Consider the following 17326-nt stretch of genomic DNA (forward strand, 5'->3'; position numbering starts at 1 on the left):
TTTGAGATCACTTCGGCCTAAGAAGCTGGAAAATGTATGGAATCAAAAAAAGAGGCCGCCTTTTCAGGCAGCCTCGTCCAACTCTTTCAGTATGTTTATTTTCCGAATACCAGCTTCTTGCCGGGATAGTAAGCCAGGCTGCCCAGCTCTTCTTCTATACGGATCAGCTGGTTGTACTTGGCCATACGGTCGCTGCGGGAAGCAGAGCCAGTCTTGATCTGGCCGCAGTTAAGCGCTACCGCAAGATCAGCGATAGTAGTATCTTCGGTCTCGCCGCTGCGATGGCTCATGATGGTATTGTAGCGGTTGTATTGCGCCATGGTCACGGCATCGATGGTTTCGGTAAGCGTTCCTATTTGGTTTACTTTTACCAGTAGGCCGTTGGCTACATGCTCTTTCAACCCTTTTTCGAGGCGCAGTACATTGGTCACGAACAGGTCGTCGCCCACCAGCTGCACTTTGTTGCCCAGGGCTTCGGTCAGCAGCTTCCAGCCTTTCCAGTCGTCTTCGGCCATGCCGTCTTCGATGCTGATGATCGGATATTTCTTGCACCATTTTACCCAATACTCTACCATCTCTTCGCTGCTGAGCTTTTTGCCGTCAGATTTGTGGAAAGCGTACTTCTTGCTTTTCGCATCAAACAACTCGCTATTGGCGGCGTCCATAGCGATGGCCACCTGGTCGCCAGGCTTGTATCCTGCTTTTTCGATGGCTTTCAGCACGGTTTCAATAGCTTCTTCATTGCTCTGGATATCGGGAGCAAAGCCGCCTTCATCACCTACATTGGTGCTGTAGCCTTTATCTTTCAATACAGTCTTCAGGTGGTGGAAGATCTCCACGCCCCAGCGCAGGCCTTCGCTGAAGGTAGCGGCGCCTATGGGCATGATCATGAATTCCTGAAAATCGATCTTGTTGTCGGCATGCGCACCGCCGTTGAGGATATTCATCATCGGCACAGGTAGTGTCTTGGCATTGGTACCACCGATATAGCGGTACAGGGGCATACCAGCCTCTTCGGCTGCCGCCTTGGCTACCGCCATACTTACGGCCAGCATGGCATTGGCGCCCAGCTTGGATTTATTGGGCGTGCCGTCCAGCGCCAGCAACATCTTATCGATACCGGCCTGGTCCATTACATTAAGACCATACAGCTCTTCGGCGATGGTTTCACTTACATTTTTTACTGCCTTTAATACCCCTTTGCCCAGAAACTTCTTTTTATCCCCGTCACGCAGCTCTACCGCCTCGTGAATACCGGTCGATGCGCCGGAAGGGACTGCCGCACGGCCAAATGCGCCGTTGTCGGTATAAATATCTACTTCTACAGTGGGATTGCCGCGTGAATCCAATATCTGGCGGGCATAAACGTCAGTAATAAAGCTCATGAATTGTAAAGATTTTGAATTTGAGCGCAAAGATAGGAGATATCCGGCTAACTCGGTATTTCCGGCGTCAGTCTCAAGGCACTAAAGGCAAAAAGAAAGCCCCGGAAGTGCTCCGGAGCTGCCTTTCAGAAAAGATTCAACTTATTTGATCACGCTTCCTTTGAGAATAAGCGTGTAGCGTTCTTTGGACTTGTCGGCCAGTACCGCATTAGACTTGATGGTTACATCTTTATAGGCAGGGCCTACCTTACCGGCTGTATTGAAAGTAACTTTGATCGAGCTGCTTTTACCTGGCATTACCGGCGTTTTGGGCCATTCGGGCGTTGTGCAACCACAGCCGGCCTCTACTTTAAGTATCTGCAAGGGCTGATCCCCAGCATTTTTAAATTCAAAAACGTGCACGACTTTCTCGCCCTCTTTTACCGTTCCGAAGTCGTAAGCATCATTCTTATCCTTAAACTCAAATTTAGCTCCTTTTTGGGCATGCACCACCGCTGTAGAGGCAGCAACGATCATAAAGGCAGTTAGTATTCTTTTCATTGTATACGTTCATTTTTTGCGTTAAAAAAACCCAACACCAGGAAGGCTTTGCCTTGTGTTCCCGGTGTTGAGCTATTGTCTCAGGACTTCATACCTGCTTAGATGATCTTAGTTGGTCTTCATCATAGAACCGTTCTGGGGAACAGAACCTTCAGGCGCTTTTTCCACGGTACCTTTGATATAGATCACATTGGTACCTGCTGTAGAGGTAACAGTGATGTTCTTGTTGAAAGCGCCTACGCGGCCTTTGGTGCCGTAAGCCGCTTTGATCACGCCTGTTTTACCGGGAGCCACGGGATCTTTAGACCAGAACGGCGTAGTGCAACCGCAACCAGGCTGAACATTCTGGATGATCAGGGGTTTGCTGCCGGTATTGGTAAAGGTAAATTCAGCTTCAGCAGGATCGCCTTCCTGTAAAGTGCCGAAATCATGTGTTTCTGTCTTGAACTTAATGGTGGTGGTAGGTTCGGCTGGAGTCGCAGCAGTCGTAGCGGTCGGAGTTGTAGCAATAGCAGCTTTTTCAGCAACAGTCGCTTTCGCCGGCTGCAATTTTTTACCCTGTGCAAAAGCACCGGCAGTGGCAAGCGTAACGAAGGCAACGGCAAGGAAAGTCTTTTTCATAACAGATGTTGTTTTTATTTTTTGTTGTCTACAAAGTTATACCGGGGGGCTATTTAGGCCTGTTAATCGCAGGTTAAGGTTATAGGTTAAAATAACCATATGTCGGGGTTTAACAAACAGATAAGCCAGGCACTATCTTTGCCACAATATAGGGCATGAAACTTTATTGAAGATTATGTTAGCGATTATAGAAAAAAGTAAAGCGTACCAGCATCGTGTTGCCGTGGTCGATGCTACCGGCAGCTATACCTACCGGCAGTTGCTGGAAAAAGCCCGTTCGGTGGCAGCCGCTATCATACAGCATGCAGGCCCCCGGCCCGGTCCCGTATTGTTCCTGGTACCATCAGGCTTTTCTTATGTGACGGTACAATGGGGCATATGGCTGGCCGGAGGTATTGCAGTTCCCGTCCATACGGCCCACCCGGCCGAGGAGATCGCCTACCTGGTACAGGATACCGGCGCCCGGCTTTTTTTATATGACGATTCCTTTACGGGGAAGGTAGAAGCCGCCTGCAGCGACTTTTCTATCGCACTGACACTTCAGCAGCTGGATCATGCGGCGACGGTAACGCTTCCGGAGGTGACGGAAGCGGATGATGCTATGATGATCTATACCAGCGGCACTACGGGCAAGCCAAAAGGCGTGGTGATCAGCCACCGGCAACTCGATACCCAGCTACGCTCACTCTCCGAGGCCTGGGAGTGGTGCACCGGCGACCGCATCCTGAATGTATTGCCCATGCATCATGTGCATGGGCTAGTCAACATTACCTGCTGCGCGCTGTATAATGGCGCCGTGCTGGAAATGCAGCCAACATTTGATCCCGCCCACGTTGCCGCCAGGATGACATCGGGCGAACTGACTTTATTCATGGCGGTACCGACCATTTACCATAAACTGATCCAGCACTTTCAGCAGCTCGCACCCGAAACGCAACAAGCATGGCAGGCCGGTATGCGCGGCATGCGGCTGATGGTAAGCGGCTCGGCTGCCTTACCGGTAAGCGTGCTGGAGCAGTGGCGTACCATCAGCGGCCATACCTTGCTGGAGCGTTATGGTATGACAGAGATCGGCATGGCCCTTTCTAACCCGTTGCATGGCGGGCGAAAGCCCGGCTATGTAGGCGTTCCCCTGCCCTATGTATCTGTACAGCTGGTTGATGAGCAGCAACAGGTAATCGACGAGGCCAGTGTGCCAGGGGAGCTATACGTAAAAGGTGATACTGTATTTCAACGTTACTGGAACCGGCCCGAAGAAACGGCCAGGTCGTTCAGCGGCGACTGGTTTCGCACCGGCGATATAGCCGAACGTGATGCGGAAGGGGCCTACCGTATATTGGGTCGCAATTCGAGCGATATCATTAAATCGGGCGGCTACAAAATATCGGCGCTGGAGATCGAGAATGTGCTGCTGGAGCATCCCGGTATCCGTGAATGCGCTGTGGTAGCATTGCCCAGCGAAGAATGGGGCGAGACGATCGCTGCTGCCATTACCGGCGAAGCCAATCCGGCATCACTAAAAGAATGGCTGAAGGACAGGCTCGCCCCGTACAAGATACCGCGTCATTTTCTGAATACAGAGACCTTACCACGCAACGCGATGGGCAAGCTGTTGAAGCAGGAGATCAAAAAACTATTCCCCTAGCAAATGTCCCTGCCTTTTCAAAACAAATAAGGAACAAGCCTTCGGGTACGTTTACAATAGGCGGCATATGCCGGACCGAATTCGGCCAGCAGTGCTTCTTCCTCAACCCTGATGCGGTACATAAAGACCCAAAATATGGGCACCAGGATCACTGCCAGGCTGATCCAATTGGAAAAGGTGATGGCCAATCCGGAAAAGGCCATCAAAATGCCGGTATAAGAGGGATGCCTCATATAGGCATACAGGCCCGTGGTGCGGAGCTGCTGCCCTTCGGCGATCTGCACATCGACCGTAAAGCTCTTGCCCAGCTGGCTGATGGCGAGAATACGCAGCAATAAGCCGGCAACGGCCAGGATCATGCCACCATAGTATACATAAGGTTGCCCTTGTGTGATCGACGCGTCGTTAAAATGGCTGCAATAGCCACCCAGCACCAAGGCCACAGCTATCGTGATCCAGAGTAGCCGGAGACTGTTCCTGTCAGCCGCCGTCTTCCGCTCCGCTTTATTGCGGAAACGAACGTTCAGATAGAGTTCCATCAACAGGAACAGGAAGCCGAACACATGAATAAAATGTTGCACAAGAAAAGTCATGATCTTAGCTTTTTTGATGGGTAATGCATGCTACAATTCCACCTGTATGATATCGCGGTGCAAACACAGGCCTCGCCCCCTGTAAGCCTTGCCGCGAGCACCGGCTCACGGCAGCCCTTACTGCTGATCTATAATCATACCATGAACCTTATACCGGCATTTCCGCTTGCCTGCTTTTATTCCGTGATCTTAATTACCCCTGCCCCATTGTAGGAATGGTACATGCCATTGTACATGGCATCGGCCTGCACCGGACCCAATTGGTACGTACCCGGCGATACCGCCCTTACCATATAATAGAAGGTCTTGGGTGTGCTGTTGACCGAAGTAAAGAGATTCAGGCGATCATCGCGCACATCCAGGTAGTCAGGTTCGTCCTTGTCCTTGGCTTCGGTAATCCATTTCATATTGGGCATGGCATTGAGGCGGGTATTTTCGATCTCCAAGCCGGCCGGCAGCATATCGGTGATCACCACATTTTCGATCTCGCCGCTGTACTCTGCTGCGATCACCAGCTTGACCACCACCAGGTCGTTCTGTTTAAAGGTGGTCCCCTGTATCGGGCTACCGTTCCGGTCATAATAGCTCCGGCGCACCTTCATGTACTTATCTTCCTCTGTTATCTTGCCATCGGCGGTAATGCCGGCCAGCTCGCGGAAGAAATAATATTGCCCTTTGCCGGTCACCTTAAGCTGCATGGGCTGGTTGAGATAAGGTTTCAGGTCGATCTTCAATGCTGTTCCTTTCGTAGCGCCTATATTTTTGCCACCTACGATAACCTGTGCTTCGGCGTCGGTACCGGCGCTTTGCCGCGCGATCTTGCCCAAGGCCAGCAAACTGAATACGCTTTCCTGGGTATTAAGATAGCTATTGCCACGCAGCTCTTCTGAAAGCTGGCGGGCCAGTTCCGGTACCTGCGGATTGGCAGGATCTACATCCAGCAAGGCATTCAGGGCCAGGGCACGGTCGCGGGTATAAGAATAGAAGCTACCGCCGAATACGGTATTGGCCTTTTCGCCGGCGAATGCAGGCGGTACTACCTGGCGGGCCTGTTCTTTAAGACCGGCCAGGGCGTAGGCGGCAGACAGCAGGTAGCGGCCGTCCAGGCTCAACATCGACAGGTTGCCCTTGTAGTAATTCATCGTGCTTTGCTGCGGCTGCCGGCCAAGAGCAAGCACATATAAGGAATAAGGGATTTCTTTGGCAGCGATGCTCTTTCTTTCTTTGCCATTGAAATAGTACTCGATCATCTCTCTCTTCTTCAGCCGGAACTTGACATACTCCAGCAAACGGTTCAGGGTATTGCCATTCACATCAAAGCCGGCCTTTTGCGCTTCCAGCAGGAAGTGCGCCGCATAGACGCTGCCCCACCAGCTTTCATAATTGCCGCCGGGCCAGTAGCTGAGCGCACCATTGGGCAATTGCATGGATTGCAGCTTCCATATGGCCTGCTGTACGTTGTAGTTCGGGCTTTGATCGCTGTTGTCGCGGCCGCCCAGGGCCTTCACCAGGTCGGTATAGTATAGTTGCGGGAAAGCGGCCGAAGTGGTTTGCTCCACGCAACCATAGGGATAATTGACCAGGTAAGAAAGGTTCTTGGTGAACTGTGCCAGCGGCGAAGTAGCAACAAGAAGGTTACCGGAAATGGTACCGGGGATAAAATTGGCTGTGAGCGGTATCGCTGCCGTGGTGCCTGCGGCCACCGTACCGCTCTGGTATTGCTTTTGCAGGGATGTTGCCGGACGCACCGCGATCTCGGTCTCATTGGTGAAGGTCTCGTTCATGGCCTTCACGGTTACGGTTACGGTACCGGCGCCAATCTGCGTGGCAGCAGCAATATTGAATACTGCACGGCCTTCGCTGTTGGGTTTAATATCGACCGACCGGGTGCTGCTGCCGGTCACGCCCAGTGCACCTTTTACCGTTACGGTCACTTCTGCATGTGCGTCTTTGGCTGTCGTATTGCTCATGGTTACCGGCATCACCACTTCGTCCTTGGGGCTCAGGAAGCGCGGTAAGGCCGTGCTGATCACGATGGGGTCGGCCACTTTCATATGATTGTCGAAGCTGCCGAAACCTTTATCCTTATAAGCCACCGCCACTACGCGGATATCGCCCGAGAATTGCGGCACATCGATCTCGTAGCGTACTGTACCGTTCCCATCGGCTTTACGAATGCCGCTCCAGAAAGAAACGTTCTTCACCCGGTTTACAAACAACGGGTTGACCCGCGCATTCTGACCGTCGTCACCCGCATCGCCGCCCGTACTGGACAAGGTTGCTTTGTATTCCGGCAACAACAGGGGATAAATGTCGAAACTATTAACGCCTAAAGCGACCTTCTGGTAGAAATAGCCGTAAGGGTCGGGTGTCTTATAATTTTTCACCTGAAGGATACCTTCGTCTACAGCCGCAATGGTCACGAAGGCGTTGGGTACGGTCTTTACTGTGATCACCTGTTTGGTCTTCGAGCGTGATTTCTCGCTGAGGGATACTGCTACCGGCAGTTTACGCTGCGGCGCTTCTACTTTGATGTTGCGGAAGCCGTGCGCTACGGTAAGCGGCATATCGCTGGCATCCATAGGCCGGAAAAGCGTAGCGGATACATAGACATTGGGCAGGTAGGCATCGGTGGCCTTTAGCTTCAGCGAAGCCGATTTATTTTCGGTTTGCAGGAAAACATGCTCAATTACTTTATCCCGCTCAATACTCACCAGCATGCGCCCTTCAAAGGGCGTCGTAAATAGCAGATTGACCGCCTCGCCCGGTGCATAGCTTTCCTTATCGGCTTTGATCGTCACATTACCTTCGTTGTTGACCTCAAAGGAAGCATATTGGGTATCGCCATGGCCGTAGGCGTAGAACGATTGCGCCACATAGCTTTCCCGGCCGGCGATAGCCACCCTTACCTCATACTGTCCGCTCACATCGGGAACGAACGTGAATACCGTATTGGCGCCGGAACAGCTTACCTGCTGGGTCTGCAGTACTTTCTCTGTCCATTGGGCGACATACTTATACTTTCCGCCGTTTTCCTGGATCACATTTTGCCATTCCCTGCGGATCACCGAAACGGTAAGTTGCTGCGTTTGCGGCTTACCGCTGCGATCGAGGGCGATAAGCCCTATCTTCAACGGGACGCGCGTTCCTACATAATCATTGAAGTTGAGGATACCTGCGAAGACAGGCTGCGTATACACCCGGAACCGGGCATAACGGTGTACCGGCCGGCCTGTTTCATCAAATACGGTTGCCCGTACATTGCCCTGCAGCAACCCGGTTTCCGACAGCTCGCTGCCAAGTGGCATCGTTTCCGTAACATGGCCCGAAGCATCGGTTTTGCCGGTACGGAAAACGGTGTTGAAGCTGAATTTCTTTACCACATCGAATTGATAGTCTTCAAAGCCCTTGGGATCAAAAGCAGTCTTATCCAGGTTTAGCTCCCATTCGTAGTTACGGCCGGTGGCGGGTGTACCAAACAGGTTATCGGCCTGCAAGGAGGTCGATACTTCTTCCCCTACGGCGTAGTCCTCCTTATTCAGCTTCAGATCGCTTTTGATGCGGTCGGGCATAAAATCCTCGATGCTGAAGTTGTAGGTAGCCAGCAACACATCGTTGCCGGTAAAGGCCTGCAGCACATAAGTACCTGTAAGGGCGGTATGTGGTATCTCAAAATCGGTCTCGGTGCTCCCCTGCTCGTCCAGTATCTTTCTGCGCGTGGCAAACTCTTTGCCATTGGGCATCAGCAGGCGTAGCTTCACCGGCATTTCGCCAGGTAGCCCCCAGCTTTCGTCGCGCACGATTGTACTGGCATGGATGGTCTCTCCGGGCCGGTACAGGTTCCGTTCGGCATAGATCCAGGCATTGAGTCCGGTGGCATTGGTGCTTCTGCCCCCCACATCAAAACGGGAGGTCTCTACCCTACTTTGGTCGAGCCAGATAAAACTATATTCCTCTCCCATTTTTGCCGATACCATACCGATATTGAAACCCGGCGCCTTTCCTTTTATATTGTCAAAAACGGCCTCTCCGTCACCATTGGTCTCGGTACTATACACCTGCTGATTGGTGGTGGAAATAAAATTGATCTTTACATTTTTCAACGGAGTAGCATTCCGTATCGAATTGGCAAAAACATACATCTTATCCTGCTCCTGCTTCAGGATAAGGCCGATGTCGGAAAGGGAGAGTATCTTGCTTTGCTGCAGCCATTTCTGCTCGGAAGAAGCTATGGTGATCACATAGACGCCGTTATAGCCTTTCAGCTTATCGCTGAAATCCAGGTGCAGCAAATGAGCTGCGTTATTTTTGGGCAATTTCGACACTTCGTAGCTGGTTGAAAATACCGTATCGCCCAGGTTTTGCGTGTTATAGTATTCAAAGTTGTGATAATCGTCCTCGTCATCATAGGAATAACCATAGCTGGTACCACTGCGGAAGAGCTGCAGCATATTGTTCTCATACACCTTGACCACGGTCACTTCTACCTTCGGCACATTGACAATATTCAGTGCCAGGTTGCGGTATCCTTTTGAAGAAAGGTAAAGGCCCTTGCTATTGATGAAATTAATGGCCGGATCCAGCTCGCCGAAGACGATCTCTTTGGTGGTCTCTTCTTTCAGCTTACCGCCGAAAGTGCCTTCCAAAGCGGCATTCAGCGTCACCTGGTAGGTCTTTTTAGGATCAAATTCTTTACTGGTGATCGTGAACCCATTTTCATTCGCCACCAAGTCAAAAGCTACCGAAGGTTCGATCCTGATCTTTTCTTTCAGTCCTTCCTCCATCACCGGCTGCGACAGGCTGACGTCTATAATACCTTCCACACCGGTATGCTGGGACTGCACATCGGTGACGGCAAGCGTAAAGCGAGAAGCAACGGGTGTACTAAAGCTGGTATCGGCAACGGATGTCACCTTGCTGTGCGCGATGGGAATACCCTTGGCCAGGGATACGTCCAGCTTTACCTCTTCGTCTTTATCATTCAGAGGCAGGAGCTGCACCGACAAGGTTTTACCGGTACCGCTGTTTACGGCATTATAGCTAACGGGATTACCATTGGCGCTCAGCTTCAGCCGGGCGGCAGCTTCGGTGATATTGGTCTCATAATTGAATTCCAGGTCGAGCTGTATCATCACATTGCCCGATTCCCGGCCCCTCATCCATGAAGTATGCGCTTGCTGCACCCGCAGGGGCGCCGTATGAAAGCGCAGCACCTGGCTTTCGGCAAAATGATATTCTTTCTTCCCTTTACCAAGAATATGCCGCGTCAGCATGGCTTTATACTCCACCCCGGGACGGAACCCACTGGCCGGTGAAAATACCAGCTCGCTGGAGCTGTTCCAACGGAAGGAACCCGCTACTTTCGGCTCAAAATCGATGTATCTTGTCGTATCCCAACGATTCAGCATGCTATCGGGATACAGATCCTTGTTGAACCGGAACACCAGGTTTTGCTGCTGCTCCACCTCGGCGTCGAAATTCTTATCGACCACTTGCACCACGTTGCGGTTGCCACAGGAACACAGGAAAAAAACAAGAGAAAGCAGGATAATGGCAGCAAGCCCCACAGGGCCTTTCGCGCTGCGCGGCTCCGTAGCCAGGGAAGGGGTTTTCATAGGTTTGTTATTTCTCTACACAAACCTAACGAAAGTTCAGAGATTGTAAGATCAAAGGAAAAAAATATTTCATAAAAAATAAGCTCAGGTATGGCAGCAGTGACTTGCTGCTGCAGCGGCGATCATCCCGGTGACGACAGCCAGGATGACGATCCACTTCAGCAAGGCCGTCAACAGGAGCATCCGCGACCGTAACCAGCTTACTTTCCTCAGACAGGCAAAAGACAGGATGTTTTCCAGGATATCCAGCGCCCAGGCTACGAAGGGCAGCCATACAGCAGCCTGCAAAACCGGTTGCTGCCATCCCTGGTTTGCTCCGGCCGGATTTGTATTCCGCTGCAAATACCAGGCGATGGCGGTCAGCAAAGGATACGCGAAGGCCATGAAAACAAAGTCCAGTTTCAACGACCATTGGAGGGGCTTTACCGACTTGGCCGGTAGCGTGTCCAGGGACCGGCGAAAGGCGGTATGAGAAAAGGGCAGCTGGATACGAAAAATAGAAAAGCGCCTGCCGCCGGGGTTGGCAGCTGTAGCATGTCCCAGAAAACCCCGGGAAAGAATGTACAGCATAATATACCAGAATACCGTTCCCGCAGCCAGGAACAGGATCAGCCAACGCAGTACGGGATCGGCGCATACCAGGTCGAGGCACCATTGCTCTGTTCTCATGGATTCTGGATTTTAGGGTCAACCAGGGCAGCATCTTTTTTCAGCAGCTCGGTGGTCGTTGGCCTGAAGAAATCGTCGGCTAGCATACGGTCAAACTTGTACTGCTCCCATTCAAAGGTGATGTTGTCCAGGGAAAAATCCTCGGTATGGAATACCATCTCATCGCCTTCATAGATCGAAAAGACGCCATCTGTTCCTTTTACCGATTTGCCATAGCTGAGCAATTCCTGCTCTTCCTGGCCGGTCATGCAATGCCGGCTTAAGAATATGGTTGCGGTGAGCGCGCCACGGAAGAACAACTCGATCTTTTCCCTTTCGCTCAGGTTGAAATTAAGCCAGTTGATATTGCCCGTATCGATGCTGCGCACTGTTTTGCGATAGATATTGTGCTTGTTGATGAAATCGCGGTCGTAGAAATAACGCATGGTCGATACCATCGATCCTACCAGGCCCAGCTCGGAGCGTATGTTCTTGTACACGCCATCATCTTCATATTCGAGCTTCACGCCTATCGTAGGCTTCGCCGGTACCGGTATTTCGGGATTGTAGAACACGTTGACCGGAAAATTAGAGATAAGGCCGCCGTCGACAAAAAGCGAGTAGTTATTCTCTTCCGTAAACTGCTTGTGCACGCCCATGCGCTTGTACCATTCTTCCTGGATGAGCTTAAGCTGGGAAGCGGCAAAGGATACTTTGAGCGGCTTGAAGAAAAAGGGGATCGACATGGAAGCCCTTACATATTGAGCAGGCGAGATCGAATAGTCGGAGCCCCAGTACATCGGGTGCATGGCCGGGAACTCTACCTTGGTCTCATTGGTAATATCGGCCGCCACGATCACCAGTTGCTTAACAGGCTGTTCATGATAGTAGTTTTCCACGCGCCGCTCCAGGCTTCTCAGTACCACCTGCATCGATTCCGGTGCTGCCGCCGCTTCCGGCATAGGTGCCGCTGATCTCAGGCGACCGGTCTCCTCTACATAGCCCTTCAGCTCTTCCTTAACGGCCGAAATGCTGTATTTAGGGTCCTCTATCTTTTGTTGCAGCTTGTCGGCGGTGCCAGCCGAGCGGGTCAGTGGCCGGGACTCTGTAGCAGCATCGCCGGCATCGTCGCCGCCGCATTTTTCGTAACGGTAGCGCATCAGCTCTCCTTCCTTGTCCAGCTTGCTCTTCAGGTCCGTTACACTTTGAATGCCATTATCGGCCATACATTGCGATACCCATTGTTCAAAATCATCGCCGGGGTTAATGCCCAGTCTTTCAGCAAAAAAATAAAGCATCCTGCCCCGCACCAGTTGCGCCGTGATAAAACAGATGGCGGAGAACAACAGAACGCCCGAAACAACGGCGCCCCATTTGCTGATGGTATGCGACAGGCAATGCGTGCCATCGAGGAAAAAGTTACCGGCCATGAACAGCAGGAGCAGCAGCAGGTTTACCACGAACAGCACCGCATAAAAACGGAATTTTTTGAAATACTTTTTCAGGTTGGAAAACCGGACCGTTCCGGTAAAGGCATTGAGGATAAGGCTGCGCCACCATTTATGACCATCTACCAGATCGGACAGATCTTTGTTGGAAAGGTATTCGAGCAGCTTTTCCGAACGCGTTTCGTAATATTTCGAAGGGTCCTGGTCCATGATCACCGCTTCCCTTTTGGTATAGACACAATGCAGCAGCATGCTGTTGATGGCGCCCGCGCTGGTACCTGCCGTGCTCATGAAGGAATTGCCCATCTTTTCCAGCACATAGGTATAGCCTGCCAGTGCAATGCCATGTACGCCTCCGCCCTCCAGCACCAGGTCCACGTAACGACGGGGCGCGGTATCGGCCACGCCCTTGTCTTTAAGCGCTTGTTCGGTGATCGCAGGGTTGTCGACTATATCGGAAATACCCAGCCCGTTGGGAAACTTGCGATGAAGAAAATCCAGCAGGGGTACTACCGAGCCGCTGAAATCGGAGACATTCATTTTGGCCTGAGGCATGGTTGGTTTGGTATTAGGGTAGCCGTTGCCGGCGGAGGTAAAATAGTAAAAATCTCAGAATAATACGAATCATCCGCCATAAGCATCATAACATCATAAAGCCCCTTAATAGCAATTCAGGCTAAGCACCGATGCGTTGCCTTCGTAGCTTTGATGTCCCGGTGTCCATGGCTGATCGGCCGCATAATAGCCTTCGAAGAAATCGACATAGTCGTTGGCATTGGCCTGCAATATTTTTCCTATAGCATCGGCCAGCTCCAGCGCGGCATCTTTCACCAGTGTAATGGTGGCACCGGTAACACCAGTGGCTGCGGTAATGAGCGAGATGACATTATTGAGCGTGGAGTTGCGTATAGTGTCTACAGTTTTAGACATCACTTTACCAAAGTTCCTGACATCGGCGTCCGACTCCCATACCTGTATCCGTAGCGCAATACCGCCGGTGACCTTCCGTTTGGGGAACAGGTTGATGCCTTCGCCGATGAACTCGCGCAATTTGCCGGCTTTGATATTGAAGATCACGTCTTCGGGGGCTACCTGCTCGCCTGGATAATGGTTAACCGGTTGCCCGCTAAGGTCCCAGGCCCAGGCTATGAAGTAGATCTCGTTAACAGGGTTGAGCAGGTTTTGCAAAAAGCCTTCGAAGCCCTCGGTGAGCTTGATGCTTTTGATGCCGACGCCCCGGTCCTCTGCCGATACGGCCAGCGTAAAGGCATCGGATGGTGTAGCTGCTGCTACTTCTTTTAGTTCGGAGAAGCTGCGTACGCCTCTGAGCCTGGGCTGCTGTTGCAAGGTTTTAGTTGCCGGCGCTACGGCAAAGCTGTTGATGGATCCAACTTGAATGAGTGCCATGTTGATGAGGGTTTAAGTGTGTTTAAAAGCAACTAACGTTATTTTTTCGATAGTAGCCTATTCGCGGGTGTGAATTTGGCATGAATTTTTCCGGCCCGGCAGTCCGCTAATAAAAGTTGGTCTCATTAAATTTTCTCATGGCGATATTGTTATCCAGGACCACCAGCCGGCGCACAAGAGGATCGGTCTTGAACTCCCTTAGTGCACCATTATCGCCTTCCAGGTTGCTTTTATCGTCCGGTGTGCTTACTGAAAAAAGCAAAACGTCGTCTACGCTCTTTGGTATCCATTCGAAAGGTCCGGCGATTAGGTAATCCTCCTTATCCGGCGCAATCGTTCTGCACTGCTGTACGTTTTCCCATAAAGGTTCCCATTCTGTTTCAGACCAGTAAACAGGCGTTCCATCGATAGCCCGGTAGCAACTCACCTTGATATTGCTTGCTATGCGCGTTCCTTTATTCCGTATCATTACAAAGGCATAGTTCATTACGCCGGGAACAGGCTTTTGGTTTCCTTCCTTAACGTCCGGTGCCAGCCGGTTCCAGATACCCGGGCTTGTAGTAAGGTTTTCCAGATAAGGGAGATAACCGCCCCGGCGGCCGTCGTCGATAAATACATCGACAAAATCGGCAGGGAGCATAACCTGCTCGAATCCGGGCTGGACTTGATACCCTGCAGGATTGTATAAGCCTTGTACACCGAAGGACCATATGAATACTTTACTCCAAAGCCCGCCGGGATGTCCTTCCTGATCGTCCGTATTCAAATCGGCTTCGCCCAGGGCCCCAACAAGTTCGTCGAGATCATCGATCACGGAATTATTTTCATGAAACAGCAAAGAGCCGATTGCCTTTAGCATCAGATAAAACAAATAACGAGAGGCATATTCCTTTTCGGCAAAGTGGCTGGAATCGCCTCCTGCAGCTCGATATGCCCGAAACAAGGTAGTTGAGAGTATCTCCTCTCCTTCGTATCCTTTGCTCCATTTCCGGCCAAACCAGTTCCATCCTTTTGCAGGATCACGGTCGTGCCGCCGGTTCAGGATGCAGTAGGTAAAAGGAAAGGTCTCGAAGCGATCCAGCGCATCGTTCAAAGGGTCGCCTAACACTGCGGCAAAGGTGTCGCCGATCCCGTGAGAGAAACTAAAGGATCGAAGCCCGATATGACTGATGAGCGCAGCATGTCCGAATTCGTGTCTCACTACTCTAATATCTGTAGATAGACCAACACCCCTATCTTCCCCTTTTATAATAACTCCAAAGGCAAAACCGGCAATGCCTTTTCCTTTGCCAACCTGATCTGTGCAAGCGTCTTCACCGTACATTACCGGGTCTACAGTAACAGGGAAATCAGTATGTTCAAAATACTGCTCTTTTTTAAAGCCAAGCGCTTCTATCAAACGGAACATGCTGTCGCAATGATAATAGGCGCTGCATGCGGCAAATTCATAGCTATCAAAAGGATAAACGAAATTATAAGGAGGGCTTAACCTGGGTGCTTTTTTACTGGGATCGTGACACTCTCCCAGTACCACCCATTTCCCGGCGAGTTGCTGTATACCGCAACAGTTGGGAGGCGCCAATTCTTTCAAGGGAACCATAGCACATTCCTTATCCAGCCCGGAAACAAGCGCAAGATCTCTTACCCCCCCCCTCGTCACGCTAACCGGGCCTGATTCAAATACAGCGGCATTAGCGCAATAAGCCCTGAAGGATTCAAGGAAAAGAACCCGGTTACTATCGGGCTCGATGAAAGCTCTCCAATGACACTCACTTTCTCCTTCAGCCAATACAGAAAAAAGGACTTCTACTGATTCATAATGTATTCCATCACGTATTTCTTCCGAAAGCGCCGGCGGCGCAAAGAATATTTTTTTCTGGTATACCCCGGCTTCGCCGTTCTTTCCTGGAACATATACCTTATAGACCAGCTCGTCCCCGTCCATACGTTTCTCTGACAGATATTGATAGAACCACACCTTGGCATCTGTGATATGCGTGATTTTAACCGTTTCCGTTGCTCCTAGTGCCTCCATTAACTTTTCTAGCGGAAACTGCTGTAAGTCTTTCCAAGCAGCTATCTTTTCAGGGTTTGCGCGGTGTATTCCGGCAATATAATGGGCGCCATTGTGAAAGCCTGAGACACCGCCTTTATCAGGATTTATCCTTACAAACAATCCGGCGCCCCATACAGGAATATCATCCACTAACTGCTCATAAGCAACAGAAGCGACATTGCCTACCGTCTTTTCTTCCTTAAAGCGGAAATAAGGTAAGGCTTCTCCTTGTTCAGCTAACGATGCCCCGGGCCTGGCACTATCCCACAGACCTTTGTCCGGCTCGATGGTCATTTCATCTTCATCTACTACAGTTTTCAGGTATTGTCTTGCTATTTTGCGTGCCGGCGACAATAGATCTGGTAGGGATGAAGTTGTTTCCAAACCTTCCTTATAAGTGACGATACCGCTATCTTCAGTAATGTCGAACTTATAGAGCCTGTTATAAGATAGCAGGCGTTGCTTTCCGGCATTATCAGTTGTTTGAGCGGTTCCGGATTCAAATTTTACAGCCATTGGATTTCTTTATTTAAGATGATTGGTTTTGCAGCAGTAAAATTAAAAGGTAAAGAATGTCTTATCAAGCCTGTTTATACTGAACTTCTAAGCGTATAATAGTGAGCGGAACAACAGTAAAATTACGCCAATAGTATACGTAGAAATGCTGAATTAAAGTATGATCATTTTATTAAAATACTAAAAATCAATTCATTTCGAACCTATTTTTCTACTATAAATTTATCATTATTTTGCTTCTGGTCTGAAGGATTTGTATTTTGGCTTATTGTTTCACACTAAAAGCACTTTCACATGCCACCCCCTCCCTTTGACCTGCCTGTAGAACCAGGCGTAGAACGCCCCCGTTGCGATGATCCTGCTTACCAGGAATTCCTGACCGTCGCGCATATGCTCCAGCCAAATGCTTTCGAAACCTCTGTCAAGCGATTCTCGCCGGCGACGCCTGCAGGGTTAATGCCTCAACGCATTTCCTACCAGATAATTGAGGGCGAAGTAAATAGACAAGACGTGGATTGCGATGGGTACAAAGTTTATATCGACTTTGACGATACAGATACAACAGCCAACACCGATATTAAATTCAGGGTGAATGTAGGCGCCGTTACTACTTTCTACTCGATCTCCCTCTTCAGAGGTCTACTGAAACGTTTTCCGTCAACGGCAGAATTTCAGTTCTTTAAAGCAGTAAGGACTATCCGGGGCAAAAACTTTGTCGATGTGGTTTTCCGGATCGTGGATGGCGGAAGAGCCGTCTACTTCGGCGATCTTTCGGAGTTATATCCTTAGCTTTGAATCATCGACAAGGCAATCGCTTATATATCGCTTTTTTCGCCCCTATTCCCCCTGATC

General features: G+C 50.6%; 11 protein-coding genes. 2 read left to right on the forward strand and 9 right to left on the reverse strand.

Annotation, left to right across the window (positions count from 1 at the left end; genetic code table 11):
• Positions 1-95 precede the first annotated feature (95 nt).
• From eno to DZK30_RS24580, 3 genes are all read right to left on the reverse strand, one after another.
• The gene (eno, locus tag DZK30_RS24570) at positions 96-1385 is read right to left on the reverse strand and encodes a phosphopyruvate hydratase (protein ID WP_118976856.1); all 1290 of its coding nucleotides are present in this window, start codon (positions 1383-1385) and stop codon (positions 96-98) included.
• Positions 1386-1526: 141 nt separating this feature from the next.
• Entirely contained in the window at positions 1527-1925 is a 399-nt protein-coding gene (locus tag DZK30_RS24575; RefSeq protein ID WP_118976857.1) for a DUF1573 domain-containing protein, read from the reverse strand.
• Between the two features lie 108 nt (positions 1926-2033).
• On the reverse strand, positions 2034-2546 hold the full coding sequence (locus DZK30_RS24580; RefSeq protein WP_118976858.1) for a DUF1573 domain-containing protein: 513 nt from the start codon (positions 2544-2546) through the stop codon (positions 2034-2036).
• 175 nt (positions 2547-2721) lie between these two features.
• On the opposite strand from DZK30_RS24580, the gene DZK30_RS24585 reads away from it, so the two are divergent.
• Positions 2722-4191 carry an acyl-CoA synthetase gene (locus tag DZK30_RS24585; protein WP_118976859.1) on the forward strand — a complete coding sequence of 490 codons (1470 nt, stop codon included), beginning with the start codon at positions 2722-2724 and terminating at the stop codon, positions 4189-4191.
• 17 nt (positions 4192-4208) lie between these two features.
• On the opposite strand, the gene DZK30_RS24590 is transcribed toward DZK30_RS24585, so the two are convergent.
• The 6 genes from DZK30_RS24590 to DZK30_RS24620 form a co-directional block, all read right to left on the reverse strand.
• Entirely contained in the window at positions 4209-4784 is a 576-nt protein-coding gene (locus DZK30_RS24590) for a methyltransferase family protein (RefSeq protein WP_118976860.1), read from the reverse strand.
• Positions 4785-4960: 176 nt separating this feature from the next.
• Positions 4961-10399 (reverse strand): alpha-2-macroglobulin family protein, encoded by a 5439-nt coding sequence (locus DZK30_RS24600; protein WP_118976862.1) that lies wholly within the window; start codon positions 10397-10399, stop codon positions 4961-4963.
• An 84-nt stretch (positions 10400-10483) separates the two neighbouring features.
• Complete coding sequence (locus tag DZK30_RS24605) at positions 10484-11068, reverse strand: hypothetical protein (RefSeq protein ID WP_118976863.1); 585 nt, start codon at positions 11066-11068, stop codon at positions 10484-10486.
• The gene (locus tag DZK30_RS24610) at positions 11065-13050 is read right to left on the reverse strand and encodes a patatin-like phospholipase family protein (RefSeq protein WP_162903440.1); all 1986 of its coding nucleotides are present in this window, start codon (positions 13048-13050) and stop codon (positions 11065-11067) included. Before DZK30_RS24610 ends, DZK30_RS24605 begins: the two co-directional genes overlap by 4 nt.
• 105 nt (positions 13051-13155) lie before the next feature.
• Positions 13156-13902, reverse strand: coding sequence for a hypothetical protein (locus DZK30_RS24615; RefSeq protein ID WP_118976865.1), 747 nt, complete (start codon positions 13900-13902; stop codon positions 13156-13158).
• Between the two features lie 106 nt (positions 13903-14008).
• A complete protein-coding gene (locus DZK30_RS24620; RefSeq protein WP_118976866.1) occupies positions 14009-16474 on the reverse strand; it encodes a hypothetical protein in 2466 nt (821 codons plus the stop codon).
• Positions 16475-16768: 294 nt separating this feature from the next.
• Between DZK30_RS24620 and DZK30_RS24625 the strand changes: the two genes are divergently transcribed.
• On the forward strand, positions 16769-17263 hold the full coding sequence (locus tag DZK30_RS24625) for a hypothetical protein (protein WP_118976867.1): 495 nt from the start codon (positions 16769-16771) through the stop codon (positions 17261-17263).
• Positions 17264-17326: the final 63 nt, after the last annotated feature.

The organism is Taibaiella koreensis, from assembly GCF_003545715.1.
In the GTDB taxonomy this organism is placed as follows: Bacteria; Bacteroidota; Bacteroidia; order Chitinophagales; family Chitinophagaceae; genus Taibaiella; species Taibaiella koreensis.